The organism is Rhizobium esperanzae, from assembly GCF_014197615.1.
Classification (GTDB): domain Bacteria; phylum Pseudomonadota; class Alphaproteobacteria; order Rhizobiales; family Rhizobiaceae; genus Rhizobium; species Rhizobium esperanzae_A.
Genome location: NZ_JACIFY010000008.1, coordinates 110,209 through 132,815, shown reverse-complemented (window position 1 = coordinate 132,815; position 22,607 = coordinate 110,209). Strand labels below are relative to the sequence as shown.

The window sequence follows — 22,607 nt, the reverse complement described above, 5'->3', positions numbered from 1 at the left end:
GCGCGAACAAAAGGGACGTGGAGATGATAGCGGCGGCCAGCACGAGACCGCAAAGAGCGGAAGGACGCGGGCATCTGGTGGCAAGGCTGCTCGACGACCGCACGCGCCTGCGTGAACTCTATCAGGAGGGCGCGGCGAAGATCCGCCTGCCTGATACGTTCGATGCCTCGATGGAAGCCGTCATCATCAATACCGCGGGCGGGCTGACCGGCGGCGATCGGATGGACTGGAGCGTCGTTGCCGGCGTCGGCACGAAGATCGACGTCACCACCCAGGCCTGCGAGAAGATCTACAAGGCATCGGCCGGCACCGCCGAGGTGACGACCCGCATCGAGGTCGGCGCGGGAGCGCGCGTCGACTGGCTGCCGCAGGAAACGATCCTCTTCGACCGGGCTTCACTTTTCCGCCGGCTCGATGTCGATCTCGACGAAAGTGCCGAATTCCTGGCCGTCGAGGCGGTGCTGCTCGGCCGCAAGGCGATGGGCGAGGCGGTGGAGACGGGGCTTTTCCGCGACCGCTGGCGCATCCGCCGTTCGGGTAGGTTGATCCATGCCGAGGAACTGAAGCTTTCGGAAGGTATTTCGGCGCTGGCGGCGCGTCAGGCCGTGCTCGGCGGACAGGTGGCCTTCGCGACACTGTTTTACGCCGGGCCGCTGGCGGAAGCCTATCTCGGCAAGGTCCGGCCGCTCGTCGAAGGGTCGATGGGCGGCGCCAGTGCCTGGAGCGACAAGCTCGTCGTGCGCCTTGCGGCAGCCGACGGCTTCTCGCTCAGAAAAATCCTGATCCCGGTCATTTCCACCTTGCGCAACGGTGCGCCTGTGCCGAAAGTCTGGAATCTATGAATTTAAGCACGAAGCAGATGGGTACGTAATGAACCTCACTCCGAGAGAAAAAGACAAGCTGCTGATATCGATGGCGGCGATAGTGGCGCGGCGGCGGCTGGAGCGCGGCGTCAAGCTGAACTATCCCGAGGCGATCGCGCTGATCAGCGATTTCGTCGTCGAAGGCGCCCGCGACGGCCGTCCGGTCGCCGAGCTGATGGAGGCCGGCGCCCATGTGATCGGCCGCGACCAGGTGATGGAGGGCATTGCCGAGATGATCCACGACGTGCAGGTGGAGGCGACATTCCCGGATGGAACCAAGCTCGTCACCGTGCACGAACCGATCCGGTGAGGAGAGAGCATGCTGGAGCTCAGACCCAATTGCGAATGCTGCGATAGGGATTTGCCGCCGGAGAGTGCGGACGCGCGGATCTGCACCTATGAATGCACCTTCTGCGCCGATTGCGTCGACGGTGTGTTGAAGGGTGCCTGCCCGAACTGCGGCGGCAATCTCGTTGCCAGACCCATTCGGCCGGCTGATAGGCTCGCCAAAAATCCGGCGTCGACAAAACGTGTGCTGAAGGCCGAGGGCTGCGCGCCCAAGGCGGCTTAAGGAGAACGAGATGATTCCGGGCGAAATCATTGCCGCCAGCGGCGACATCGAACTGAATGCCGGCGCGCCGACGGTGACGCTGGAGGTTTCCAATACCGGCGACCGGCCGGTGCAGGTCGGCAGCCACTATCATTTCGCCGAAACCAATGCCGGGCTTTCCTTCGATCGCGCAGCGGCGCATGGCAAGCGTCTCGATATTCCGGCGGGAACGGCGGTGCGCTTCGAGCCGGGGCAGACGCGTTCGGTGACGCTGATCCCGCTTTCCGGCAAGCGTGAGGTCTATGGCTTCCGTCAGCTGGTGATGGGCAAGCTTTAACGGGAGGAACGCATGCGTTTGACGATCTGCCTCTTCGGGACCGCGATGCTGCTGGCTTCAGGGGCGGCCTGCGCCCAGGATATCGATTGCCAGAATCCGAAGACGCAGTCGGACATGACGTCCTGTGAGGTCGCGCGCCATGAGACCGCCGACAAGGCGCTGAACGAGCAATACAAGAAGATGCGCGCCGCCATGGTGGCGATCGACAAGGATCTCGACGGCGACATGAAGGGCGCGGAAAAGGCGCTGGTCAAAGCGCAGCGCGCCTGGATCGATTATCGCGACGCCCAATGCGATGCCTTCGGCTTTCAGGCCCGCGGCGGCACGATGGAGCCGATGCTGGTTGCCGGATGCCTGGCCGAAGAGACGGATAAACGCACGAAAGAGCTGAAAGAGCTCGCAGACACGATGGGCAACTAAGGTGATCAAAAAGATCGTAATCGTCGGCAATGGCGAGGTCGGGGAAGGGCAGGCAGGCATCATCGATGCCGCCGATTTCGTCATCCGCTTCAACGATTGCCGCTCCTACGGCGCCGGCGGCAATCGCACGGATGCCGTTGCGGTCTGCAATACCGGCCGGCCGGCCAAGGCGATGCTCGGCTCTCAGGAATGGCGGGATCATCCCGGCATCGTCGCGGCGCGTGAAATCTGGAGCGTGCGCGACCCGGAAAAATTTGCCGCGATACGGGCGCCGCTTGCCGTTTCGCATCCCGATCTCGACGATTTCTGCGACGATTATACGGACGCGTTCGCTGCCTTCTGCGCCGAGACCGGCAAGACGCATGTCGTCATCGGCAAGGTGGTCCACGAGGCCGTCGACGCCTCGCTTTCGGCCTTTGCGCCGACGCCCTATGTGGTGCCGAGCAGCGGCATGATCGTCATCGCCGAAGTATTGAATAAATTTGCCGATGCCGAGGTGATGCTGGCCGGCTTCGGTCATGCCGGCTGGGAATGGCACCCGTTTGCGGCCGAACGGCAGCTTGTCGATACCTATGTTGCCGCCGGCCGTCTCTCGCGGCTTGGCGGAAAAATGCTTTTCTCTTCCTCCCATGGAGCCTGATGGATGCCCTATAAGATCTCCCGCGCCGCCTATGCCGGCATGTTCGGACCGACGACCGGCGACAAGGTGCGCCTTGCCGATACGGAGCTCTTCATCGAGATCGAAAAGGATTTCACCACCTACGGCGAGGAGGTGAAATTCGGCGGCGGCAAGGTGATCCGTGACGGCATGGGCCAGAGCCAGGTGACGCGGGCCGACGGCGCGGTCGATACGGTCATCACCAATGCGGTGATCGTCGATCATTCGGGCATCTACAAGGCCGATATCGGGTTGAAGAACGGCCGCATCGTCGCGATCGGCAAGGCCGGCAATCCGGATATGCAGCCGGGCGTCAACATCATCGTCGGCCCGGGCACGGAGGCGATCGCCGCCGAAGGCAAGATCGTGACCGCAGGCGGCATGGACAGCCATATCCACTTCATTGCGCCGCAGCAGATCGAAGAAGCGCTGATGTCAGGCATGACCTGCATGCTCGGCGGCGGCACGGGGCCGGCGCACGGCACGCTGGCCACCACCTGCACGCCAGGCCCCTGGCATCTTGCGCGCATGATCGAGGCGGCGGATGCCTTCCCGATGAACCTTGCCTTTGCCGGCAAGGGCAATGCCTCGCTGCCGGGAGCATTGACCGAAATGGTGCTGGCCGGCGCCACCTCGCTGAAACTGCACGAGGACTGGGGCACGACGCCTGGCGCCATCGATTGCTGCCTGTCGGTCGCTGACGAATACGACGTGCAGGTGATGATCCACACCGATACGCTGAACGAAAGCGGCTTCGTCGAGGATACGATCGGCGCCATCAAGGGCCGCACCATCCATGCCTTCCACACGGAAGGGGCGGGCGGCGGGCATGCGCCCGACATCATCAAGATCTGCGGCCAGCCGAACGTCATCCCGTCGTCCACCAATCCGACGCGGCCCTATACGGTCAATACCATCGCCGAGCATCTCGACATGCTGATGGTCTGCCATCACCTGTCGCCGTCGATCCCCGAGGATATTGCCTTTGCCGAAAGCCGGATCCGCAAGGAGACGATCGCGGCTGAAGACATCCTGCACGATATCGGCGCCTTCTCGATCATCTCGTCGGACAGCCAGGCCATGGGTCGCGTCGGCGAGGTGGCGATCCGCACCTGGCAGACGGCCGACAAGATGAAGCGCCAGCGCGGCCGGCTGAAGGAGGAAAAGGGCGACAACGACAATTTCCGCGTTCGCCGCTATATCGCCAAATACACGATCAATCCGGCGATCGCCCACGGTCTCAGCCATGAGATCGGTTCGGTCGAGATCGGCAAGCGCGCAGACCTCGTGCTCTGGAACCCGGCCTTCTTCGGCGTGAAGCCCGATATGGTGCTGCTCGGCGGATCGATCGCCGCCGCCCCGATGGGCGATCCGAACGCCTCGATCCCGACGCCGCAGCCGGTGCACTACCGGCCGATGTTCGCATCCTATGGCAAGAGCCTCACCAATTCCTCCGTCACTTTCGTCAGCCAGGCCTCGCTCGATGCCGGGCTGAAGGGCCGGCTCGGGGTGGCAAAGGACCTCGTCGCGGTCAAGAATACGCGCGGCGGCATCTCCAAGGCGTCGATGATCCACAATGATCTGACGCCGGAGATCGAGGTCGATCCGGAGACCTACGAAGTCAGGGCGAACGGCGAATTGCTGACCTGCGAACCGGCGACGGTGCTGCCGATGGCGCAGCGCTATTTCCTGTTTTAGGCGCACGTCCAATGTGCGACTGGTGGTTTCGATGAGGACAGGCATCCGCTGGTTGCTGCGGATCGTGTTCCTGATCGTGTTTTTGGCGGCCTGCGGAACCTTCATTCCCCGGCCGCTGATTGCCCCGGTCGAGGCGTCGTCCGCGGCGGCTACGCACCGGGTGCTCCTGCTGTCGGGGCCGATCCATACCGATATTGCCATTCCGCTCGACGAGGAGACGCGGGCGGCCTTTTCCTTCCTCGACGGTCCTGATTTTCCGCTCGGCCATCCAAATGCGGAATGGCTTATCATCGGCTGGGGCGGCCGTGCCTTCTATCTGGAAACCCCGACCTGGGGGGAGCTGAAGCCGCTGCCGGTTCTGCGGGCGCTGACGATCGACCGTTCGGTGCTGCATGTCGACCTTGCCGGTCACATCACCGAGCCGCAGCCCACCATCGCGGCATTCGATATCGGCGACGATCAAATGGCGCGGCTGCGCAAATTCATCTCCGACAGCTTCGTTCGCGAAGCGGGCGTGGTGGTGCCGATCCCGGACGCCGGTTACGGCGAGATCGATCGGTTCTTCGAGGCCAAGGGATATTTCAACGCGCTCTTCGGCTGCAACACCTGGACGGCGGCTGCACTCCGCTCGGCCGGGCTTCGAACCGGCTTATGGAATCCGCTTCCACAATCATTGCGATTGTCTCTCGGTGTCTACAATTGAAGCAGCCACCGGCCTGTCCGCTGGTAAAGTGAATTGTGGGCGCAGCTCTCCATTTGGTTGTAAAATTCAATGGGAGAACCGGTATTTCCCCAAGTAGATCATTCTGGAACAGCCTGACCGGGCAATCTGACAAAGCTGTTTTAAATCAAATGCCTAAGTGTCTCCCTGCACTGTCCGATTCAGGGATTGGGAGACTGCATCTCCTGCTAGAAAAAATCTGTCCACCGAATCGTCCGAAACCGTTCGAATTTTAACGGTTCGATTAAGACACCCGCAGCAATTGGCCTCTTATCAATGCCGTGCAACGCCGGACAGGAAGGTTGATTCTCATGAAAAACTGGATGTCGCTGCAGGCCGATTTTGGCAATTTTCAACATCGCAGGAACGTCTATTTCTTCGCTTTGAAGATGAGCTTTCTTGCCGTCATTCTCTCCGGCGTCATCATGTCGCTGACGATACCGCCGCTCGGCTTTTTCGGGCTGTTGCCGGTGACGCTCTCGCATGCGCTCGGATTCGGCACGATTTTTTCCTGGCTCGTCGGCGGGACGGTTTCCGGCATGCTGTCGCTGGCGGCTGGTTTTGCCCTGCATGAGTTAACGCTGTCGCGTGCGGAGTTCGAAAAGCTCAGCCGCACGGACACGCTCTCCGGCCTCCTGAACCGGCGTGCCTTTACCGAGGCGCTTGAGAACACCGAGAGCAATGCCTCGCTCGTCATATTCGATGTCGACCGCTTCAAGGCGATCAACGATCGTTTCGGCCATGCCTGCGGCGATGCCGTCATCACGGCTGTCTCGGCCGTTCTGACCTCGGCTTTCGACGAATTGTCCGTCGTCGCGCGCCTCGGCGGCGAGGAATTCGGCGTCATCGTCTCCGGCGAACCGCTGGAGGCGCGGCTGGAGCGGATCCAGGCAGTGCGGGCAAGGATCGCGGGTGGACCGATCGTGACAGAGGGGCACAATATCGGCATCACCATTTCCGGCGGCGTGGCCGATCTCGTCGCCGGGCGCAGCAAGCAGCAGGTCTATGCCTCCGCCGACCGGGCGCTCTACCTGGCCAAGGCCCTCGGGCGCAATCGCGTCGTGCATGAACGGGAGGGGCTGCACCATGCCTGGCACGGGCTTTCCGAAAATAGCCCCGATGCCGAGAGCAGAGGGCTGGGGGGCGACAACGTGATGCAGGCCTACGGAATATAAAAGCCGGCTCCCGAGCAAAAGGCCATTGGTGCTTGCATCGGGAGGGGCTATTTTGCATGGTCGTCGTCTCATCAAAACGGACATATCATGCAGCGCGTTATCTCCTATCTTCCAGCCGGAACCCCGTCCTCCCATCCGACCGCCCAGGTCAAGCTGCCGCATGATCTGCGCCATCTGCGCCGCAAGCTGCTGCATCTGGAAAATGGCGAGATGGTCATGCTCGATCTCAAGGACCCGGTGCTTTTTGCCAATGGCGACCTGCTGGTGCGCGACGATGGCGAACTGATCGAGATCCTCGCCGCCAATGAGAAGCTCTTCGAAGTCCGCGGCCGCGACCGCACACATCTGGTCGAGCTTGCCTGGCATCTCGGCAACCGCCATCTCGCAGCCCAGATCGAGGAAGACCGCATCGTCATCCTGCGCGATCATGTCATCCGCACCATGCTGCAGGGGCTGGGCGCCACCGTCCTCGATATCGACGAGCCCTTCCAACCGGCACGCGGCGCCTATCATGCCCATGGCGGCCACTCGCACGATCACGGACATGCGGTTCACGACCACGGGCATGACCACAAACATGATCATGGCCACGACCATGTGCATGGACCGGGATGCAATCATGACCATGACCACGACCACGGGCATCACGGCCACAAGCACGACTGAAGCTCGATGACGGGGAACTCTGAACTGCAGGCATTGCTGCGTCTGACGGCATGGCTCTCGCCGGCTTTCCCGATCGGCAGTTTTGCCTATTCGGGCGGTCTGGAGCGGGCGGTGGCCGATGGGCTCGTCACCGATGCGGCCTCGCTTGCGGCTTGGATCTGCACGCTGTTCGGCCATGGCTCCGTCTGGAACGATGCCGTGCTTCTGGCTGAGAGCCACAGGCGCCAGGCGGAACCCGCGCACCTTGCCGAAGTCGCCGCACTTGCCGAGGCCCTTGCCGGATCGCGCGAGCGCCATCAGGAAACGATGCTGCTCGGCGAGGCCTTTCTGGCGGCAGCGCGGGCCTGGCCGGACGAGGTTTTCGACAGACTGCCCGGCAAGGCCGCCTATCCCATCGCGGTCGGCGCGGTTGCGGGCGCGCATGGCATAAGGCCTGAGGAGGTGCTCGCGGTCTTCCTGCACGCCTATGCTTCGCAGGCGGTTTCATCGGGCATTCGCCTCGGCGTCGCCGGTCAGAAGGACGGCGTTGCCGTGCTTGCCGGCCTTGAAGCGCAAATTGCGAAGGTCGCCCGGCGGGCGGCAAGCTCGACGCTCGACGATCTCGGCTCGGCGACGGTTCAGGCCGATATCGCCAGCCTGCGCCACGAAACGCAGGCGACGCGGCTTTTCCGGTCCTAAAGAACCAAATTATCCGTGCGACTGCGTCATTTGACGGTGGCGCGCGCCGGCGGCGTGGCTATCATCGCGATACCATTGGAGTACGACACATGAAATCAAGAAACGGACCTCTGCGCGTCGGCATCGGCGGGCCGGTTGGCTCGGGCAAGACGGCGCTGACCGAAAAGCTCTGCAAGGCGATGCGTGACGACTATTCCGTCGCCGTCGTCACCAACGATATCTACACGACCGAGGATGCCGAAGCGTTGGTGCGCATGCAGGCACTGCCTTCCGACCGCATCGTCGGTGTGGAGACAGGCGGCTGCCCGCATACCGCCATTCGCGAAGACGCGACGATCAATCTTCAGGCGATCGCCGGCCTCAATGAGCGCATCCCCGATCTCGACGTCGTCTTTATCGAATCCGGCGGCGACAATCTGGCGGCGACCTTTTCGCCCGACCTGGCCGACATCACCATCTATGTCATCTCGGTCTGCCAGGGCGAGGAAATCCCGCGCAAGGGCGGGCCCGGCATCACCCGCTCCGACCTGCTCGTCATCAACAAGAAGGATCTGGCGCCGCATGTCGGCGCCGATCTCGATGTGATGGACCGGGATGCGACGCGCATGCGCGCAAGCCGCCCCTTCGTTTTTTCCGACATGAGGCGCGGCGACGGCGTCAGCTCGATCGTCAGTTTCCTGAGAGAGCAGGGTGGGCTCTAGATTTGTATGATCTTGGCCGGACTTGACCTTGTGCGAGCTAATTTTTCGGTCGGATCGGATTCCCCGATTTGAGGCACGTCTCCACCAAGACCGGCGCGGGCTGCGGACGTATTTCCTTAACGAGCGCGTCATGACGTGAGGCGCTTCCCTCCTCCGCCATGGCGGAAAGCAGCATGGGGCAGCCGCGACAATCGCCGCGGCGCGGACACGCGGCCGAAATGCCGGTCTTGCCGTTCGGTTTGCACATTGGTTCTTCTCCGGAAATGCATCGGCGATGCCGCGGGCGGAGCCTCGATCCTCCGCCCGCAGCAACCTTTTCAGGCGGCCAGCTTCAGCGCGTCGGCAAGCTTGGCGAAGTCGCCGGCCGAAAGTCCGGGACGGACGGCGAAGTCAATGACGGCTTGAAAGATTTCCTGCGGCGCATTCTTCTTCATGCCGCCCAAGAGTGTCGCACGCTCCGCCGGATTGATCGCCGGAATCATGATGCGCATGAAAGCCATGCTCTTTTCCGGCGGCAGGGAGCCGATGATGTTCATCTCGATGCCGAGTATTTCCTCGTCGTTGAAGTAGCGCCACAGAACAGGGCCGGTCACCGCCTCCTCCTCGTGCATATGTGCGAAATCGTCGGCGATGTAGGCGGCAAAGGCGAGATAGAGCTTGCGGCCGCAGGCGGACTTGTGCAGCGGCCAGGCCTTTTCCCAGGCCACGATCAGTTCTTCCAGTTCGCGGAAGGCGGTGCGGTGGTCGTCGTGCTGCTCGTCCAGCGTGATGGTCGAGACGCCTTTGGCGGCGAGCGCCACGTGGATGTGGTCATCCTCGTGACTGACGTGGGAGGCGGCAAGCATCAGATAATGGCGCAGGTCGCCGATCAGGAAGACCGTCTCCTCGACATTCTGGAAATCGGCCGTGCCGAGGCGTCCGAGCAAGTCACAGCCGGCCTTGCGCAGACCCTTGTGTATTGCGCCGTAAATGTCGTAACGGCCGTTGAGATCGGGGATGCTGGTAAGCGAGAATTCATGGCTCATGATGGTTTTCCTCTCGTTGGCCGGCGCCTCTCTATGTGCGCCGGGCTGATAGCCGTGAGATAACCGAGGCCTCTGTGAAGCGCTTCCTAAAACCATCCTAAGCACTTGGAACGATTGCTAAGAATATCCTAACTAACTATCATCGCCTGACATCGGGGGGACAAGCATTGCTGGGGCCGGAACTTGCGGAATTTATAGAGAGTCCCGTCATGATCCTGTTCGCGACGCGCGACGAGGCCGGCCGGCCGATGATCGGCCGCGGCTCGGGAGTGTGCGTCGACCGGCAGAGCGGGCATTTGCACTTTCTGGCCTCCCGCAGCCAATGGCCTGATGCCGTGGGCGAGGCGCTGGTGGGCCGGCCGATTGCCATGACCTATGTGCGGGCCGCCGATTACAAAGCCTGCCAGATCAAGGGCCGGATCCTCGCGACGGGGCTGGCGGATGAGGCCCACCGGGCACGGGGCAAGGCCTATGTCGCAGAACAGCTCGCGCGCATGATGGCGCTTGGTGTCACCCGCATGCAGCTCTCCAGCACACTGTCGGACCGGGAACTCGTCTGCCTGACGATCGAGCCGCAGGCGATCTTCGAGCAGACGCCGGGGCCGGGCGCGGGGCGCAGGCTGACGCCGGAAACTGCAGCATGATCCCGCTCGAAGGGCTGCGCGACAGTTTCGAGGGAGTCATTCCCTCCATCATCGCCACCGCCGATGCAGACGGAATGCCCAATATTTCCTATCTCTCGCACGTGCATTACGTCGACGAGAAGCATGTCGCGCTATCCGACCAGTTCTTCTCCAAGACCGCTGTCAATGTGGCGCGCAACGGGCTTGCGACCGTGATGGTGGTCGACGGCTATAGCGGCCAGCAGCACGTGCTCGACCTGGTATTCCTGCGTTCCGAGACGGAGGGCGAGATATTCGAGCGTGTGGCGGTCCATCTGGCAATCCTGGAAAGCCGGCTGAGCGGGATTATGAAGTTGCGCGCCGTCGACATCTACCGGGTGGAGGACTGCCGGGCCGTGCCGGCCGCCAATCCGCTGGTCGAGCCGGAGCCGCTCTTTCTGCCCGACCTGATGGGCAAGGTGGCAAGGCTGACGACACGGATGTCGGACTGCAGCGATCCGGAAACGCTGCTTGACGTGACGCTTGAGGGTCTCGGCAAGCTCTTCGGCTATAACCATTCCATGGTGCTGGTGCCGGACGGAGAACGCGGCGGGCTGACGACGATCGCCAGCCGCGGCTACGACCAGTTCGGCTTCGGCGCCGAGGTTCCGGCCGGATGCGGCATTATCGGGCTTGCGGCCGAGCGGCGGCGCAATATGCGAATCACCGACTTGAGTCGCGGCCAGCGCTACATCCAGGCGGTGCGGGCCATGGCGGGCGTCGAGGATGCGGCGCCGATCCCCCTTCCGATGCTCGACAAGCCGCTCAGCCAGATTGCGCTGCCGCTCGTCGCGCGGGGAAGGCTCGTCGGCGTGCTGTTTTCGGAATCGACAGAGCGGTTCACCTTCCGCCATCGCGACGAGGAGGCGCTGATCGCCATCGCAGCGCATCTGGCGACCGCGCTCTCCTTCCTTTCGGAGGAACGCGAGCGGGCGGAGACAAACGGGCGCGAAAAGGCTGATGCGCACGCTGGCCAGGCCGGCAGCGTGCCCGCCGGCCGGCGCATCGCTGTGCGCTTCTATCCGCGCGACGGCTCGCTCTTCGTCGATGACGACTATCTCATCCGCGGCGTGCCGGGGCGGCTGCTCCTGCATTTCCTCGAGGACTATGTGCGTAGCGGCAAGCAGGATTTTCTCAACCGCGAGATCCGCCGCGACCGGCGCCTGCAACTGCCGGATTTCAAGGACAATCTGGAGACTCGGCTGATCTTGCTGCGCCGACGACTGGAGGAAAAGGCGGGCCCGATCATGCTCGAGCGCGCCGACCGCGGCCGCCTGCGGCTCATCCTTGCCGGCCGTCCCGAGATTGAAGTGGTGGAAGACTGACCACGGCAGGCTTCCCCTCCGCTCACAGTTTTCGGCATCATGCTCTGTGGGTCAGACCTGCCGCAGCACATCGACGTTGCTGATTGCGATGCCCCCGCCGCGCACGGTGACCCCCGCCGTCTTCAATGTCGAAAAGGCCGCCGGCTAAGACAGGGGAAAGAGAAAGCGGCGGGATTGATTTCGGTCAAATGCGGAGATGATCGATAAAACGAAGCGGGCCGGGAGATCGTCTCGACCCGTTCGTTTACTCGGCTTTGCTCACTCCGCCGCAAAGGGCGGCAGGCGCAGCACGTTGGTGTCGTTGGCGCTCTTGCGCTTGCTTTCCGGCTTTTCGATCGCGGTCAGGCGCTCGTCCAGCGAGTCGATATCGCTGCGGTTCTCGCGGGTCACGCGGGTGAGATCCTCGCGTGACAGCGGCAGCTCCTCCTCGTCCTTCCTGCCGACGAGGCGCCCGAACATCCAGCCGAGCAGGCGGGAGAGATCGTCCATGATCAGGAAGAAGGAGGGCACGACGACCAGCGACAGGACGGTCGAGACGATGATGCCGCCGATCACGGCGATCGCCATCGGCGCACGGAACGAGCCGCCTTCGCCGACACCAAGTGCTGATGGCAGCATGCCGGCGGACATGGCGATCGAGGTCATGATGATCGGCCGGGCGCGTTTGCGGCCGGCTTCGACCATGGCCTCGACGCGGGCCATGCCCTGATGGCGCATCTCGATTGCGAAATCGACGAGCAGGATGGCGTTCTTGGTGACGATCCCCATCAGCATCAGAATACCGATCATGACAGGCATCGACAGCGGGTTGCTGGTGACGATCAGACCGGCCGCGACGCCGCCGATGGCCAGCGGCAGCGAGAACAGGATGGTGAAGGGCTGGATCACGTCCTTGAAGAGCAGGATCAGCACCGTCAGCACCAGCAGCAGGCCCATCAGCATGGCGTTGACGAAGCTCTGCTGCATCTCGCTCTGCACCTTGGTATCGCCGCTTTCGGCAAGGTGCACCGAGGCCGGAATATTGGCATCCTTGACGATTTCGCGGAAACGGGCCGATGCCGTGTCGAGCGCCACGCCCTGCGGCAGGTCGGAACCGATCGAGACGACGCGGTAGCGGTTGTTGCGCTTGATCGAGCTTACGCCTTCCGAATAGTCGATATTGGCGACGCTTGCCAGCGGAACCGTGCCGCCGCTGGCGGTGCGGATCTTCAGCGCCCGGATGGCCGCGAGATCGCGGCGCATATCGAGCGAGGCCTGGACGCGGATCGGGATCTGGCGATCGTCGAGCGAGATCTTGGCAAGGGCCGCATCGACATCGCCGATGGTGGCGACGCGGATCGTCTCGGAGATCTGCTGCGGCGTGATGCCGAGGCGGGCGGCCTCGTCCTTGCGCGGATAGACCTGCAGTTCCGGACGGGGCAGGGCGCCGTCGGCGCTGACATTGGCGAGCAGCGGATCGGCGCGAAGCTTCGATTCCAGAATGCCGACAGCCTCGTTCAGGTCCTTCTCGTTCTTGGAGAGAAAGTTGAAGGAGAGGTCGCGCTCGCCGCGGTCGTTGAGCTTCAGGATATGAACGTCGGGAATATCGCGCAGTTTGGCGAAGACTTCCTTCTCGATATTCCATTGCGGACGTTCACGGCCATGGACCTCCACCTTCGGCAGCATCGGGCCGATGACCGGGATATGGCCGATCACGTCGTTGACCAACTTCTTGACCAGCGACTGGTCGAGCTTGTCGAGCGCCAGCGTGATGGTCGCGCGGCGCAGTTCGAGCTCTCCCTTCGGCGATGCGCCGCCGAGGACGAAGACGCTTTCGACGCCATTGATGTCCTTGACCCTGTCATAGATCGCATCGGTCGTCTTCTCGGTGTCGTCGAGCCGCGCATTGGGCGGCAGTTCGACGGAGAGAACGATGCGCGAGGCATCCTCCGGCGGCAGGAAGCTGCCGGGAACCTTCAGCAGCAGGAAGACGGAGCCAACCAGGAAGAGGAGCGCCACAATCAGGGTCGCGTAGCGGGTGTACCAGCGCCCGGTCGTGCCGCGTATCAGCCGTGTATAGCCCTTCATCAGCAGGCTGTCATTGTCGTGATGGTCCTCCATGCCGTCTTCGGCGCGCATGAGATAGGCGGCCATCATCGGGGTGATGAGGCGCGCTACCATCAGCGAGAAGAATACGGAAAAGGCGACGGTCAGGCCGAATTGGATGAAGTACTGGCCCGGAATGCCCGGCATGAAGGAAACCGGCACGAAGACGGCGATGATCGTGAAGGTGGTGGCGATGACGGCGAGGCCGATTTCATCCGCCGCCTCGATCGCCGCCCGATAGGGCGTCTTGCCCATCTTGATATGGCGGGCGATGTTCTCGATTTCCACGATCGCATCGTCGACCAGGATGCCGGTCGCCAGTGTCAAGGCAAGGAAGCTGACGAGGTTCAGCGAGAAGCCCATCATGTCCATGACCCAGAAGGTCGGGATCGCCGACAGCGGCAGGGCGATGGCGGAAATCAAGGTTGCCCGCCAATTCCGGAGGAACAGCAGAACGACGATGACGGCGAGCAGCGCGCCTTCGAGCAGCGTATGAATGGCGGCTTCGTAGTTGCCGTAGGTGAAATAGACCGAATCGTCGATCTTCTCGATCTTCACATTCGGGTTTTCGCTTCCGACCTTGTCGAGGCTCTGCGCCACGGTTTCGGCGACGCTGACTTCGCTGGCGCCCTTCGAGCGGAAGACGCCGAAGGTGACAACAGGCGTATCGTTGAAGCGCGAGAAGGATTTCGGCTCCTCATAGGTGTCCTTGATGACGCCGAGATCGGACAGCTTGACGAAGCGGCCGCTCGGCAGCGCGATCGTCGTGTCGGCAAGTTCGGCGACGTTGCGGGCATCGCCGAGAACGCGGATCGCCTGTTCGCTGCCCGCCACCTGGCCGCGGCCGGAGCCGAGATCGACATTGGTGCCGCGCAACTGCTCATTCACGCTTGCAGCGGTGATGCCGTAGGCGTCGAGCTTTCCGGGGGTGAGCTCGATGCGTACTTCGCGCTCCGCGCCGCCGTAACGGTCGACGCGGCCGATGCCGGCCTGGCCCTGCAGGGCGCGCTTGATCGTGTCGTCGACGAACCAGGAGAGTTCTTCCAGCGACATGTCGGGCGAGGAAACGGCGAAGGTCTGGATTGCCTGGCCCTCGACATCGACCTTGGTGACGATAGGTGCTTCGGCCGTTGCCGGCAGATCGCTGCGAATGCGGTCGATCGCATCCTTCACGTCCTGCACGGCCTGTTCCGTCGGCACTTCCATCCGGAACATGACGTTGGTCTGCGAGCTGCCGTCGGTCACCGTCGACTGGATTTCGTCGATGCCGGTGATGGAGGCGATCGCATCTTCGATCTCCTTCGTCACTTGCATTTCGAGCTCGGCCGGCGAAGCCCCGCTCTGCGTCACGCTGATCGAGACGAGCGGCACGTCGATGTTCGGGAAGCGCGTGATCGGCAGCTTGTTGAAGGACTGAATGCCGATGAAGATCAGCAGGCAGAAGGCCAGCAGCGGCGCGATGGGATTTCGAATGGACCAGGCTGAAAAATTCATCGGATGGTCTCTTTAGTTGGAAGCGGAGGGCTGTTCACGCACCGGCGTGATGTGGTCGCCGTCACGGACATAGGCGCCCGCCTTGGCCACGACCTCATCGCCGCTCTTCAATCCCTTGACGATCTCGACATAGGCGCCGTCCTGGATGCCGGTCTCGATCTTGGCAAATTTCACCACGCCATCCTCGACCTTGCGGGCAGAGGAGCCTTCGTTGCCGGTCAGCACCGCCGTCAGGGGAAGCGATACGCCGTCCGTCTCGCGCACGATGATCTCGGCGCTGCCATACATGCCGGAACGCGCCTTGCTGTCATCGTCGATCGAGATATGCACCAGGCCGAGGCGGGTGCTGGCATCGACGGTCGGCGAAACCAGGCGCACGGCGCCTGAAAGTTTCTCGCGGCTGCCGGAAAGTGAAATCGTCGCCTTCTGACCGGCCATGATCCTGACGATGTCGCTTTCGGCGACCTCGGCCACGAGCTCGATATCGCCGTCGCGGATGATCGTGAACAGAGGATCGCCGTTGCCGGCGGCAATGGCCCCGACCTTGGCGTTCTTTGCCGCGATCGTGCCGGCGACCGGGGTCTTCACATCGGTGCGGGCAAGTTTCAGATCGGCATCGGCGATCTGGCTGTCGAAGACCTTGAGATCGGCTTCGGCGACCTCGATCGCCTGTTCGGCGGAGACGACGCGGGCATTGGCGGCGGCGGCTGTCGCATCGGCCTGTTCGACCTGGGCGGTGGAAACGGTGCCCTTCTTGCCCATTTCCTGGGAGCGGGCCTGCTGCTGCCTTGCCTGTTCGGCATTGGCCTGGGCTTCGATGAGCTGGGCGCGCAGCTGGGCGAGGCTTGCCTCGCCCTTGGCTTTCGTCGCCATCATCTGGCTCTTCTCCAGGACCAGCGCGTCATCGTTGAGCGTCGCCAGCGTGCTTTCCGCCTGAACCTTGTCGCCGATATCGGCTTTCAGCGTGCGGATCGACAGGCCTTCGACCTGCGGCTGGATATAGACTTCCTCGACGGGTTTGACCGTTCCCGTGCCGATGACACGGTCGACGAGAGTGCGATTGACAGCCGTGGTGACGACGATCGCCGGCAGGTTCTGCTGCGGTTTTACAACAGGCGCTTCCTGCGACAATGCTGTTGATGCAGCCAGCAGCGCTGCAAAAAGGGTGGATGCGCCTAGAATTCCAATCGGCTTGCGTGCCATGCGTCTTCGTCCAATCTTGTAACAAGCTTAGCCGAACTCGCGCGTCTGTCCTTCAGCTCGCGACCAGGCCACTGCCTTTGCTGCATTCTCAAGGGTATCCACACATCATTTGCCGTCATCCCTCGCCGGCAAATCGGCTTCTAGTTGGTATCGATTTGCTCGATATGCAAGCCCGGCAGAAAACAATTCCCCATGAGCCGATAATAATTACCATCAGAACCTGAATCAATCACCGCAAGGTTATGCGAACATGACGATGATTGATCGCGCTTCTACCCCAATGACGTTTGACGCCCGACAAATGCGACAGTTGCAAGGCATTTTTTTCGACTTGAAAAAAGAAACGCGCGGAAAATCTCCCGCGCGTTTCGGTTTGGCGTATCGCGGTGATTACTTGGCCGCTGCGTCGGTAACGTCGTGCGTCCAGGCGCCCGAGGGCTCTTTGCTGATGATCTTCTGGTCGAGCAGCGCCTTCGCCGTGCGGGCATAAAGCGCCTCGTCCAGCTTGCCGGAGCCGTCGCCGACGAGCTTGGCGACTTCGCCCATCATGCGCTTCTGATGGTTCTCGTCCTGGCCGCCATTGTCCATGACGATCTCGGCGGCCTCATCCGGATTTTCGGTCGCATATTTCCAGCCTTTCATCGAGGCGCGGACGAACTTGACCATCTTCTCCTTGAAGGCCGGGTCCTTCAGCTTGTCTTCCATCGCATAGAGGCCGTCTTCGAGAAGGTCGTTGCCCATTTGCGTGTAGTTGAAGACCGTCAGTTCCTCCGGCTTGAAGCCGGCATCGATCGCCTGCCAGTATTCATTATAGGTCATCACCGAGATGCAGTCGGCCTGCTTCTGGACGAGCGGCTGCACGTCGAAGCTTTGCTTCAAGACTGTGACGCCGTTCGCACCGCCTTCTGTGGACAGGCCGAGCTTGTTCATCCAGGCGAAGAAGGGATATTCGTTGCCGAAGAACCAGACGCCGAGCGTGTGGCCCTTGAAGTCGGCTTCGGTCTTGACCGGGCCATCCTTGCGGCAGATCATTTCCAGGCCGGACTTCTGGTAGGGCTGGGCGATGTTGACGAGCGGAACGCCCTTTTCGCGGGCAACCAGCGCCCCGCCCATCCAGTCGACGATGACATCGGCGCCGCCGCCGGCAATCACCTGCTCGGGGGCGATGTCGGGGCCGCCCGGCTTGATGTCGACGTCGAGGCCCTCTTCCTTGTAGAAACCCTTGTCCTTGGCGACATAATATCCGCCGAACTGGCTCTGCGTGACCCATTTCAGCTGCAGCACGACCTTGTCGGCGGCCATCGCATGGGCTGCTGCAAGCGACATTGCGCTCGCCATCATTGCAACCATCAACTTTTTCATTTTTTTGTCCTTACCCTCTGAAGTTATGCCCGGACCCCATTTGCGAAGCCCGTGCGCGCCTAGCCACCACGGATAGACGGATGCCAGAACGTCACCGCCCGTTCGGTCAGGGCGATGATGCCATAAAAGATCGAGCCGGCCAGCGCTGCGACAGCGATTTCCGCCCAGACCATGTCGACATTCATGCGGCCGATCTCGGTGGAGATACGGAAGCCCATGCCGACGATCGGCGTTCCGAAGAATTCGGCAACGATGGCACCAATCAGCGCCAGCGTCGAGTTGATCTTCAGTGCGTTGAAAATGAAGGGCATGGCCGCCGGCAGCTTGAGCTTGAGCAGCGTCTGCCAATCGCTCGAGGCATAGGTGCGCATCAGGTCGCGCTCCATGCTGCCGGAGGCGGCAAGGCCGGCGACGGTGTTCACCAGCATCGGGAAGAAGGTCATGATGATGACGACGGCGGCCTTCGACGGCCAGTCGAAGCCGAACCACATGACCATGACCGGGGCGACGCCGATGATCGGCAGGGCCGACACCATGTTGCCGATCGGCAGCAGGCCGCGGCGCAGGAAAGCGATACGGTCGGCCAGCACCGCGACGGCGAAGCCGGCGAGGCAGCCGACGATATAACCGATCAGTACCGCCTTGAAGATCGTCTGCCTGACGTCTGCGCCGAGGATCGGCAGCGAGGCCATGATGCGCTGGCCGATGGCGCTCGGCGGCGGCAGGATGATGAAGGGAATGCCGCCGCCGCGCGTGACCGCTTCCCAGAGGATGAGGATCCAGGCGCCGAAGATCGCCGGGATCAGCAGTTGAAGTGTCGATTTGCCGAACGCGGTGAGGGGCTGCAGTTTCGACAGCTCGGTGACGCATCGCCAGGCCAGCAGCCAGCAGGAAAAAAGCAGCAGGAAGAAGGCCCGCGTCGCCGTTCCCTCATTGCCGGAAAGAGCCGACAGCAGCATCCAGGCGGCGCCATGTGCGCCGATGAACAGCACGGTGGCGCGGTAGGCCGGTGGCTGCGGAGCAAAAGACAGGAGAGCGGCCGCGGCGATGATGATGAAGACGAGGCCCGTCGTGCCGTCGCTCAAGGGGCGTGCGGCACCCTCGGCGAAAAGCGGAAGGCTCGCCAGCGCCGCGATGCAGAGGAGGAGGGCGACGACAGCCTGCCACGAGAAGTTCAGATGTCTCATGCCGGCCTCCCGCCCATGGCGCGGTCGACGATCTTTGCGGCAATGCCGACGATCGCAACAAGAATGCCCGCCAGCAGCGATCCGGCGACGAGCGCTGCCCAGATATCGATGGTCTGGCTGTAATAGGAGCCGGCGAGCAGCTTGGAGCCGATGCCGGCAACGGCGCCTGTCGGCAGTTCACCGACGATGGCGCCGACGAGACTGGCGGCGATCGCGACCTTCATCGAGGTGAAAAGGAAGGGGATCGAGGCCGGAACACGCAGCTTCCAGAAAGTCTGCGTCGGGCTGGCGTAATAGGTGCGCATCAGGTCGAGATGCATGATCTCAGGCGAACGCAATCCCTTCACCATGCCGACGGCAACGGGGAAAAAGGAGAGGTAGGTGGAGATCAATGCCTTGGAGACAAGACGGGAGGCGTCGGAATCGAGATTCAGAAGATGGGCAATTGCGTTGTCGCCGGTCAGCACATTGTAGGAGATGATGACGATCATCGGCGCGATGGCGAGGATCGGTATGGTCTGGCTGGCCACCAGCCAGGGCATCAGCGAGCGATCCATGGCGCGGTTGTGGACGATCAGCACCGCAAGAAGGATGCCGAGCAGCATGCCGAAGCCGAAGCCGAGCAGGGTGGAGGAGAGCGTCACCCAGCTGTGATAGACGAGGCTGCGATTGCTCGAAAGGCTGCGCAGGAAAGTGTTCTCGTAAACGTTCTGCGCCACCTGATGCGGCGCCGGCAGGATCGGCTTCGGCTGCGCAAGCGTCTTGCCGATGAATTCCATCGTGGTGGGCGTGGCGCCGGCGCGGCTGTCCATGTCGCGCTGGAACGGCGCGTTCATCAGGACTGCGGCGACATACCAGATGGCGACGAGGGCGAGCAGGATGGTGGTGACGGGGACGATCTTGTTTTTGACGGTGTCTGGTTTCAAAGGGATCGCTCCCATGTGAGGTCGATCGTGAAGATACCCCTGGCCCCGGAACGCAATGGCCTAAATCTCATGACTATGCCCCGTCCTCAGCCCCTCGCGGACGCGATGGGCGATTTCCAGGAATTCCGGGGTGTCGCGGATGTCGAGCGGGCGTTCGGCCGGCAGGGGCGAGTCGATCACGTCGGTGACGCGGCCCGGGCGCGGCGACATCACGACGATCTTGGTCGAGAGGTAGACGGCTTCGGGGATGGAATGGGTGACGAAGCAGATCGTCTTGTTGGTGCGCGCCCAGAGTTTCAGCAGCTCTTCGTTCAGGTGGTCCCGGACGATTTCGTCGAGTGCGCCGAAGGGTTCGTCCATCAACAGCAGGTCGGCATCGAAGGCGAGTGCGCGGGCGATCGAGGCGCGCTGCTGCATGCCGCCGGAGAGTTGCCAGGGGAATTTCTTTTCGAAGCCCGACAGGCTGACGAGATCGAGGGCTTCGGCGATGCGTCTCGTCCGGTCGGCGCCGCCATAACCCATGATTTCCAGCGGCAGGGCGATGTTGTTTTCGATGGTGCGCCAGGGATAGAGCGCCGGGGCCTGGAAGACATAGCCGTAGGCGCGGGCCTTACGGGCCTCCTCCGGCGTCATGCCGTTGATCAGAATCTCGCCCGAAGTGCTCTTTTCGAGATCGGCGATGACGCGCAGGAAGGTCGTCTTGCCGCAGCCGGACGGGCCAATGAAAGAGACGAAATCGCCCTTGCGAACATCGAGATTGACATCGCTCAGTGCACGCACCGGGGCGTCATTCGCCTGGTAGGTGAGACAGAGATCCTTGGCGGATACGACGGAGGGTGCTTGCATCAATGCGACCGTTCTTGTTTTCGCCGCGGGGCTGCGGTTTGCGTGTTACCATCGCCGCAGGCCCTGCCGGCGGCACATTTCATGGAGGAAGAGCATGGACGCGACATCAAAGCCCACCTGCCACATCGTTCGCCCCAACCACGCCTATGACGGCAAGCAGGGGCTTAGCTATTTCGAAGGGATAGCGGCCGAGTCGGTCGGCGCCAAGGGCATCTGCATGCACCTTTTGACGATCCCGCCCGGCGTGCGCGCCAAGGCGCATCTGCACGAGGCGCATGAGACGGCAATCTACATGCTCTCCGGCGAGGCGCATACGTGGTACGGAGACCGGCTGGAGCAGCACGTCGTCGTCCATGCCGGCGAGCTTTTCTATATCCCGGCCGGCGTGCCGCACCTGCCGGCAAACCTCAGCAGCACGCCGTGCACGGCGATCATCGCGCGCACCGATCCGAACGAGCAGGAAAGCGTCGTGCTGCTGCCGGAATTGGATGCGCTGGTGCCTGCGTGAGGTCATTGGCATCAAGGCAGCCGTCCCCGATTGATGGCCATGTCGTCATGGACCATCGTCAAACGCCGGTCGCCGGAATGCCGCTGCGCGTCACCTTGCGCGGGGCAGTGATCTCTTTCCAGGTGGAGAGTGCCTTGCTGACGGCCGTCACCGGTTCGCGCCTGACGAATTCACCATGGCCCTCGCGGGTCTTGACCGTGCTTTCCTCGATCGCAACGACGCCACGTGTCAGCGTGTAGCGCGGCAGGCCGGTCACTTCCTTGCCTTCGAAGACGTTGTAGTCGATCGCCGACTGCTGAGCCTTGGACGAGATGGTCTTGGAACGCTTCGGATCCCAGACGACGATATCGGCATCGGCGCCGACCAGGATCGCGCCCTTTTTCGGATAGATGTTGAGGATCTTGGCGATGTTGGTCGAGGTGACGGCGACGAATTCGTTCATCGTCAGCCGGCCGGTATTGACGCCGTTCGTCCAGAGCATCGGCATGCGGTCTTCCAGGCCGCCGGTGCCGTTCGGGATCTTGGTGAAGTCGCCGACGCCGAAACGCTTCTGCGCTGTCGTGAAGGCGCAATGGTCGGTCGCGACCACCTGCAGCGAGCCGGACGCAAGACCGGCCCAGAGACTGTCCTGATGCTGCTTATTGCGGAAGGGGGGCGACATGACGCGGCGGGCGGCATGATCCCAGTCGGGATTGGAATATTCGCTCTCGTCGAGCGTCAGGTGCTGGATCAGCGGTTCGCCGTAAACGCGCATGCCCTTGGCGCGGGCGCGGCGGATCGCCTCGTGCGCCTGTTCGCAGGAAGTGTGGACGATATAAACCGGGCAGCCGGCCATGTCGGCGATCATGATGGCGCGGTTGGTGGCCTCGCCCTCGACTTCGGCCGGGCGGGAATAGGCATGCGCCTCGGGGCCGTTATTGCCCTCGGCCAGCAGCTTTGCCGACATCGAGGCGACGACGTCGCCGTTTTCGGCATGCACCAGCGGCAGCGCGCCGAGTTCGGCGCAGCGCTGGAAGGATGCGAACATCTCGTCGTCGTCGACCATCAGCGCGCCCTTGTAGGCCATGAAGTGCTTGAAGGTGTTGATGCCCTTGTCGCGGACGATGGTCTCCATCTCCTTGAAGACCTGCTCACTCCACCAGGTGACCGCCATATGGAAGGAATAGTCGCAATTGGCGCGGGTCGATTTGTTGTCCCACATGGTCAGCGCCTCGAGCAGCGACTGGCCAGGGGCGGGAAGGGCGAAATCGACGACCATGGTCGTGCCGCCGGAAAGGGCCGCGCGCGTGCCGCTCTCGAAATCGTCGGAGGAATAGGTGCCCATGAAAGGCATTTCGAGGTGGGTATGAGGATCGATGCCGCCGGGCATGATGTAACAGCCCGTGGCGTCCAGGGTTTCATCGCCGGAGAGGTTCGGACCGATCTCGACGATCTTGCTGCCGTCGATCTTGACATCAGCCTTGTAGGTGAGGTCGGCCGTGACGATGGTGCCGTTCTTGATGACTGTGGTACTCATA

Annotated in this window: 23 protein-coding genes and 1 pseudogene; 15 read left to right on the top strand and 9 right to left on the bottom strand. The window is 62.4% G+C overall.

Annotated features, from left to right (window positions below; translation table 11 throughout):
• Nucleotides 1–23 precede the first annotated feature (23 nt).
• The 12 genes from GGD57_RS12975 to ureG all read left to right on the top strand — a co-directional run bounded on the left by GGD57_RS12975 (nucleotide 24) and on the right by ureG (nucleotide 8,467).
• Nucleotides 24–842, top strand: a complete 819-nt coding sequence (locus tag GGD57_RS12975) for an urease accessory protein UreD (protein ID WP_184470435.1) — start codon at nucleotides 24–26, stop codon at nucleotides 840–842.
• A gap of 28 nt (nucleotides 843–870) precedes the next feature.
• On the top strand, nucleotides 871–1,173 hold the full coding sequence (locus GGD57_RS12970) for an urease subunit gamma (protein WP_184470256.1): 303 nt from the start codon (nucleotides 871–873) through the stop codon (nucleotides 1,171–1,173).
• A gap of 9 nt (nucleotides 1,174–1,182) precedes the next feature.
• Complete coding sequence (locus GGD57_RS12965; protein WP_184470254.1) at nucleotides 1,183–1,434, top strand: DUF1272 domain-containing protein; 252 nt, start codon at nucleotides 1,183–1,185, stop codon at nucleotides 1,432–1,434.
• A 10-nt stretch (nucleotides 1,435–1,444) separates the two neighbouring features.
• Nucleotides 1,445–1,750, top strand: a complete 306-nt coding sequence (locus tag GGD57_RS12960) for an urease subunit beta (protein ID WP_003542314.1) — start codon at nucleotides 1,445–1,447, stop codon at nucleotides 1,748–1,750.
• Nucleotides 1,751–1,762: 12 nt separating this feature from the next.
• A complete protein-coding gene (locus GGD57_RS12955; RefSeq protein WP_184470253.1) occupies nucleotides 1,763–2,170 on the top strand; it encodes a lysozyme inhibitor LprI family protein in 408 nt (135 codons plus the stop codon).
• Between the two features lies 1 nt (nucleotide 2,171).
• Nucleotides 2,172–2,810, top strand: coding sequence for a Urease operon accessory protein (locus tag GGD57_RS12950; protein ID WP_184470251.1), 639 nt, complete (start codon nucleotides 2,172–2,174; stop codon nucleotides 2,808–2,810).
• A gap of 3 nt (nucleotides 2,811–2,813) precedes the next feature.
• Nucleotides 2,814–4,526, top strand: coding sequence for an urease subunit alpha (ureC, locus tag GGD57_RS12945; protein WP_184470249.1), 1,713 nt, complete (start codon nucleotides 2,814–2,816; stop codon nucleotides 4,524–4,526).
• 31 nt (nucleotides 4,527–4,557) lie between these two features.
• On the top strand, nucleotides 4,558–5,229 hold the full coding sequence (locus GGD57_RS12940) for a TIGR02117 family protein (RefSeq protein WP_184470246.1): 672 nt from the start codon (nucleotides 4,558–4,560) through the stop codon (nucleotides 5,227–5,229).
• A 329-nt stretch (nucleotides 5,230–5,558) separates the two neighbouring features.
• Nucleotides 5,559–6,422 carry a GGDEF domain-containing protein gene (locus GGD57_RS12935; protein ID WP_184470244.1) on the top strand — a complete coding sequence of 288 codons (864 nt, stop codon included), beginning with the start codon at nucleotides 5,559–5,561 and terminating at the stop codon, nucleotides 6,420–6,422.
• A gap of 87 nt (nucleotides 6,423–6,509) precedes the next feature.
• On the top strand, nucleotides 6,510–7,088 hold the full coding sequence (gene ureE, locus GGD57_RS12930; protein WP_184470242.1) for an urease accessory protein UreE: 579 nt from the start codon (nucleotides 6,510–6,512) through the stop codon (nucleotides 7,086–7,088).
• A 6-nt stretch (nucleotides 7,089–7,094) separates the two neighbouring features.
• Nucleotides 7,095–7,766: an urease accessory protein UreF gene (locus GGD57_RS12925; RefSeq protein ID WP_184470240.1), complete on the top strand. Its 672-nt coding sequence runs from the start codon at nucleotides 7,095–7,097 to the stop codon at nucleotides 7,764–7,766.
• 89 nt (nucleotides 7,767–7,855) lie between these two features.
• Nucleotides 7,856–8,467 carry an urease accessory protein UreG gene (ureG, locus tag GGD57_RS12920; RefSeq protein ID WP_184470238.1) on the top strand — a complete coding sequence of 204 codons (612 nt, stop codon included), beginning with the start codon at nucleotides 7,856–7,858 and terminating at the stop codon, nucleotides 8,465–8,467.
• A gap of 317 nt (nucleotides 8,468–8,784) precedes the next feature.
• Here ureG and GGD57_RS12915 read toward each other — a convergent pair whose 3' ends face one another.
• Nucleotides 8,785–9,492, bottom strand: coding sequence for a hemerythrin domain-containing protein (locus tag GGD57_RS12915; protein ID WP_184470236.1), 708 nt, complete (start codon nucleotides 9,490–9,492; stop codon nucleotides 8,785–8,787).
• A 209-nt stretch (nucleotides 9,493–9,701) separates the two neighbouring features.
• On the opposite strand from GGD57_RS12915, the gene GGD57_RS12910 reads away from it, so the two are divergent.
• Both GGD57_RS12910 and GGD57_RS12905 read left to right on the top strand, forming a co-directional pair.
• Nucleotides 9,702–10,136, top strand: a complete 435-nt coding sequence (locus GGD57_RS12910) for a hypothetical protein (RefSeq protein ID WP_246713640.1) — start codon at nucleotides 9,702–9,704, stop codon at nucleotides 10,134–10,136.
• Nucleotides 10,133–11,479, top strand: a complete 1,347-nt coding sequence (locus tag GGD57_RS12905; protein WP_184470232.1) for a GAF domain-containing protein — start codon at nucleotides 10,133–10,135, stop codon at nucleotides 11,477–11,479. The genes GGD57_RS12910 and GGD57_RS12905 overlap by 4 nt, the downstream gene beginning before the upstream one ends.
• Nucleotides 11,480–11,530: 51 nt before the next feature.
• On the opposite strand, the pseudogene GGD57_RS29525 reads toward GGD57_RS12905, so the two are convergent.
• The 7 genes and pseudogenes from GGD57_RS29525 to GGD57_RS12875 form a co-directional block, all read right to left on the bottom strand.
• Nucleotides 11,531–11,617: pseudogene (locus tag GGD57_RS29525) on the bottom strand (Crp/Fnr family transcriptional regulator); the annotation flags it as partial.
• A gap of 120 nt (nucleotides 11,618–11,737) precedes the next feature.
• The gene (locus tag GGD57_RS12900; protein WP_184470230.1) at nucleotides 11,738–15,058 is read right to left on the bottom strand and encodes an efflux RND transporter permease subunit; all 3,321 of its coding nucleotides are present in this window, start codon (nucleotides 15,056–15,058) and stop codon (nucleotides 11,738–11,740) included.
• Nucleotides 15,059–15,070: 12 nt separating this feature from the next.
• The gene (locus tag GGD57_RS12895; RefSeq protein ID WP_184470228.1) at nucleotides 15,071–16,261 is read right to left on the bottom strand and encodes an efflux RND transporter periplasmic adaptor subunit; all 1,191 of its coding nucleotides are present in this window, start codon (nucleotides 16,259–16,261) and stop codon (nucleotides 15,071–15,073) included.
• Nucleotides 16,262–16,651: 390 nt separating this feature from the next.
• Nucleotides 16,652–17,623 (bottom strand): ABC transporter substrate-binding protein, encoded by a 972-nt coding sequence (locus GGD57_RS12890; RefSeq protein ID WP_184470226.1) that lies wholly within the window; start codon nucleotides 17,621–17,623, stop codon nucleotides 16,652–16,654.
• Nucleotides 17,624–17,682: 59 nt separating this feature from the next.
• Entirely contained in the window at nucleotides 17,683–18,810 is a 1,128-nt protein-coding gene (locus GGD57_RS12885) for an ABC transporter permease (RefSeq protein WP_184470223.1), read from the bottom strand.
• Nucleotides 18,807–19,736: an ABC transporter permease gene (locus GGD57_RS12880; protein WP_184470221.1), complete on the bottom strand. Its 930-nt coding sequence runs from the start codon at nucleotides 19,734–19,736 to the stop codon at nucleotides 18,807–18,809. Before GGD57_RS12880 ends, GGD57_RS12885 begins: the two co-directional genes overlap by 4 nt.
• A gap of 60 nt (nucleotides 19,737–19,796) precedes the next feature.
• Entirely contained in the window at nucleotides 19,797–20,582 is a 786-nt protein-coding gene (locus GGD57_RS12875) for an ABC transporter ATP-binding protein (RefSeq protein WP_184470219.1), read from the bottom strand.
• Between the two features lie 94 nt (nucleotides 20,583–20,676).
• Here GGD57_RS12875 and GGD57_RS12870 point away from each other — a divergent pair, with 94 nt between their 5' ends.
• Entirely contained in the window at nucleotides 20,677–21,090 is a 414-nt protein-coding gene (locus tag GGD57_RS12870) for a cupin domain-containing protein (RefSeq protein WP_097613715.1), read from the top strand.
• A gap of 58 nt (nucleotides 21,091–21,148) precedes the next feature.
• On the opposite strand, the gene hydA is transcribed toward GGD57_RS12870, so the two are convergent.
• Nucleotides 21,149–22,606: a dihydropyrimidinase gene (gene hydA / locus GGD57_RS12865; RefSeq protein ID WP_184470217.1), complete on the bottom strand. Its 1,458-nt coding sequence runs from the start codon at nucleotides 22,604–22,606 to the stop codon at nucleotides 21,149–21,151.
• Nucleotide 22,607: the final 1 nt, after the last annotated feature.

Bases quoted from the DNA above. Each gene is read 5' to 3' on its own strand.
- GGD57_RS12975 (WP_184470435.1), top strand. From the start codon at position 24: ATGATAGCGGCGGCCAGCACGAGACCGCAAAGAGCGGAAGGACGCGGG.
- GGD57_RS12970 (WP_184470256.1), top strand. From the start codon at position 871: ATGAACCTCACTCCGAGAGAAAAAGACAAGCTGCTGATATCGATGGCG.
- GGD57_RS12965 (WP_184470254.1), top strand. From the start codon at position 1,183: ATGCTGGAGCTCAGACCCAATTGCGAATGCTGCGATAGGGATTTGCCG.
- GGD57_RS12960 (WP_003542314.1), top strand. From the start codon at position 1,445: ATGATTCCGGGCGAAATCATTGCCGCCAGCGGCGACATCGAACTGAAT.
- GGD57_RS12955 (WP_184470253.1), top strand. From the start codon at position 1,763: ATGCGTTTGACGATCTGCCTCTTCGGGACCGCGATGCTGCTGGCTTCA.
- ureC (WP_184470249.1), top strand. From the start codon at position 2,814: ATGCCCTATAAGATCTCCCGCGCCGCCTATGCCGGCATGTTCGGACCG.
- GGD57_RS12940 (WP_184470246.1), top strand. From the start codon at position 4,558: ATGAGGACAGGCATCCGCTGGTTGCTGCGGATCGTGTTCCTGATCGTG.
- GGD57_RS12935 (WP_184470244.1), top strand. From the start codon at position 5,559: ATGAAAAACTGGATGTCGCTGCAGGCCGATTTTGGCAATTTTCAACAT.
- ureE (WP_184470242.1), top strand. From the start codon at position 6,510: ATGCAGCGCGTTATCTCCTATCTTCCAGCCGGAACCCCGTCCTCCCAT.
- GGD57_RS12925 (WP_184470240.1), top strand. From the start codon at position 7,095: ATGACGGGGAACTCTGAACTGCAGGCATTGCTGCGTCTGACGGCATGG.
- ureG (WP_184470238.1), top strand. From the start codon at position 7,856: ATGAAATCAAGAAACGGACCTCTGCGCGTCGGCATCGGCGGGCCGGTT.
- GGD57_RS12915 (WP_184470236.1), bottom strand. From the start codon at position 9,492: ATGAGCCATGAATTCTCGCTTACCAGCATCCCCGATCTCAACGGCCGT.
- GGD57_RS12910 (WP_246713640.1), top strand. From the start codon at position 9,702: ATGATCCTGTTCGCGACGCGCGACGAGGCCGGCCGGCCGATGATCGGC.
- GGD57_RS12905 (WP_184470232.1), top strand. From the start codon at position 10,133: ATGATCCCGCTCGAAGGGCTGCGCGACAGTTTCGAGGGAGTCATTCCC.
- GGD57_RS12900 (WP_184470230.1), bottom strand. From the start codon at position 15,058: ATGAATTTTTCAGCCTGGTCCATTCGAAATCCCATCGCGCCGCTGCTG.
- GGD57_RS12895 (WP_184470228.1), bottom strand. From the start codon at position 16,261: ATGGCACGCAAGCCGATTGGAATTCTAGGCGCATCCACCCTTTTTGCA.
- GGD57_RS12890 (WP_184470226.1), bottom strand. From the start codon at position 17,623: ATGAAAAAGTTGATGGTTGCAATGATGGCGAGCGCAATGTCGCTTGCA.
- GGD57_RS12885 (WP_184470223.1), bottom strand. From the start codon at position 18,810: ATGAGACATCTGAACTTCTCGTGGCAGGCTGTCGTCGCCCTCCTCCTC.
- GGD57_RS12875 (WP_184470219.1), bottom strand. From the start codon at position 20,582: ATGCAAGCACCCTCCGTCGTATCCGCCAAGGATCTCTGTCTCACCTAC.
- GGD57_RS12870 (WP_097613715.1), top strand. From the start codon at position 20,677: ATGGACGCGACATCAAAGCCCACCTGCCACATCGTTCGCCCCAACCAC.
- hydA (WP_184470217.1), bottom strand. From the start codon at position 22,606: ATGAGTACCACAGTCATCAAGAACGGCACCATCGTCACGGCCGACCTC.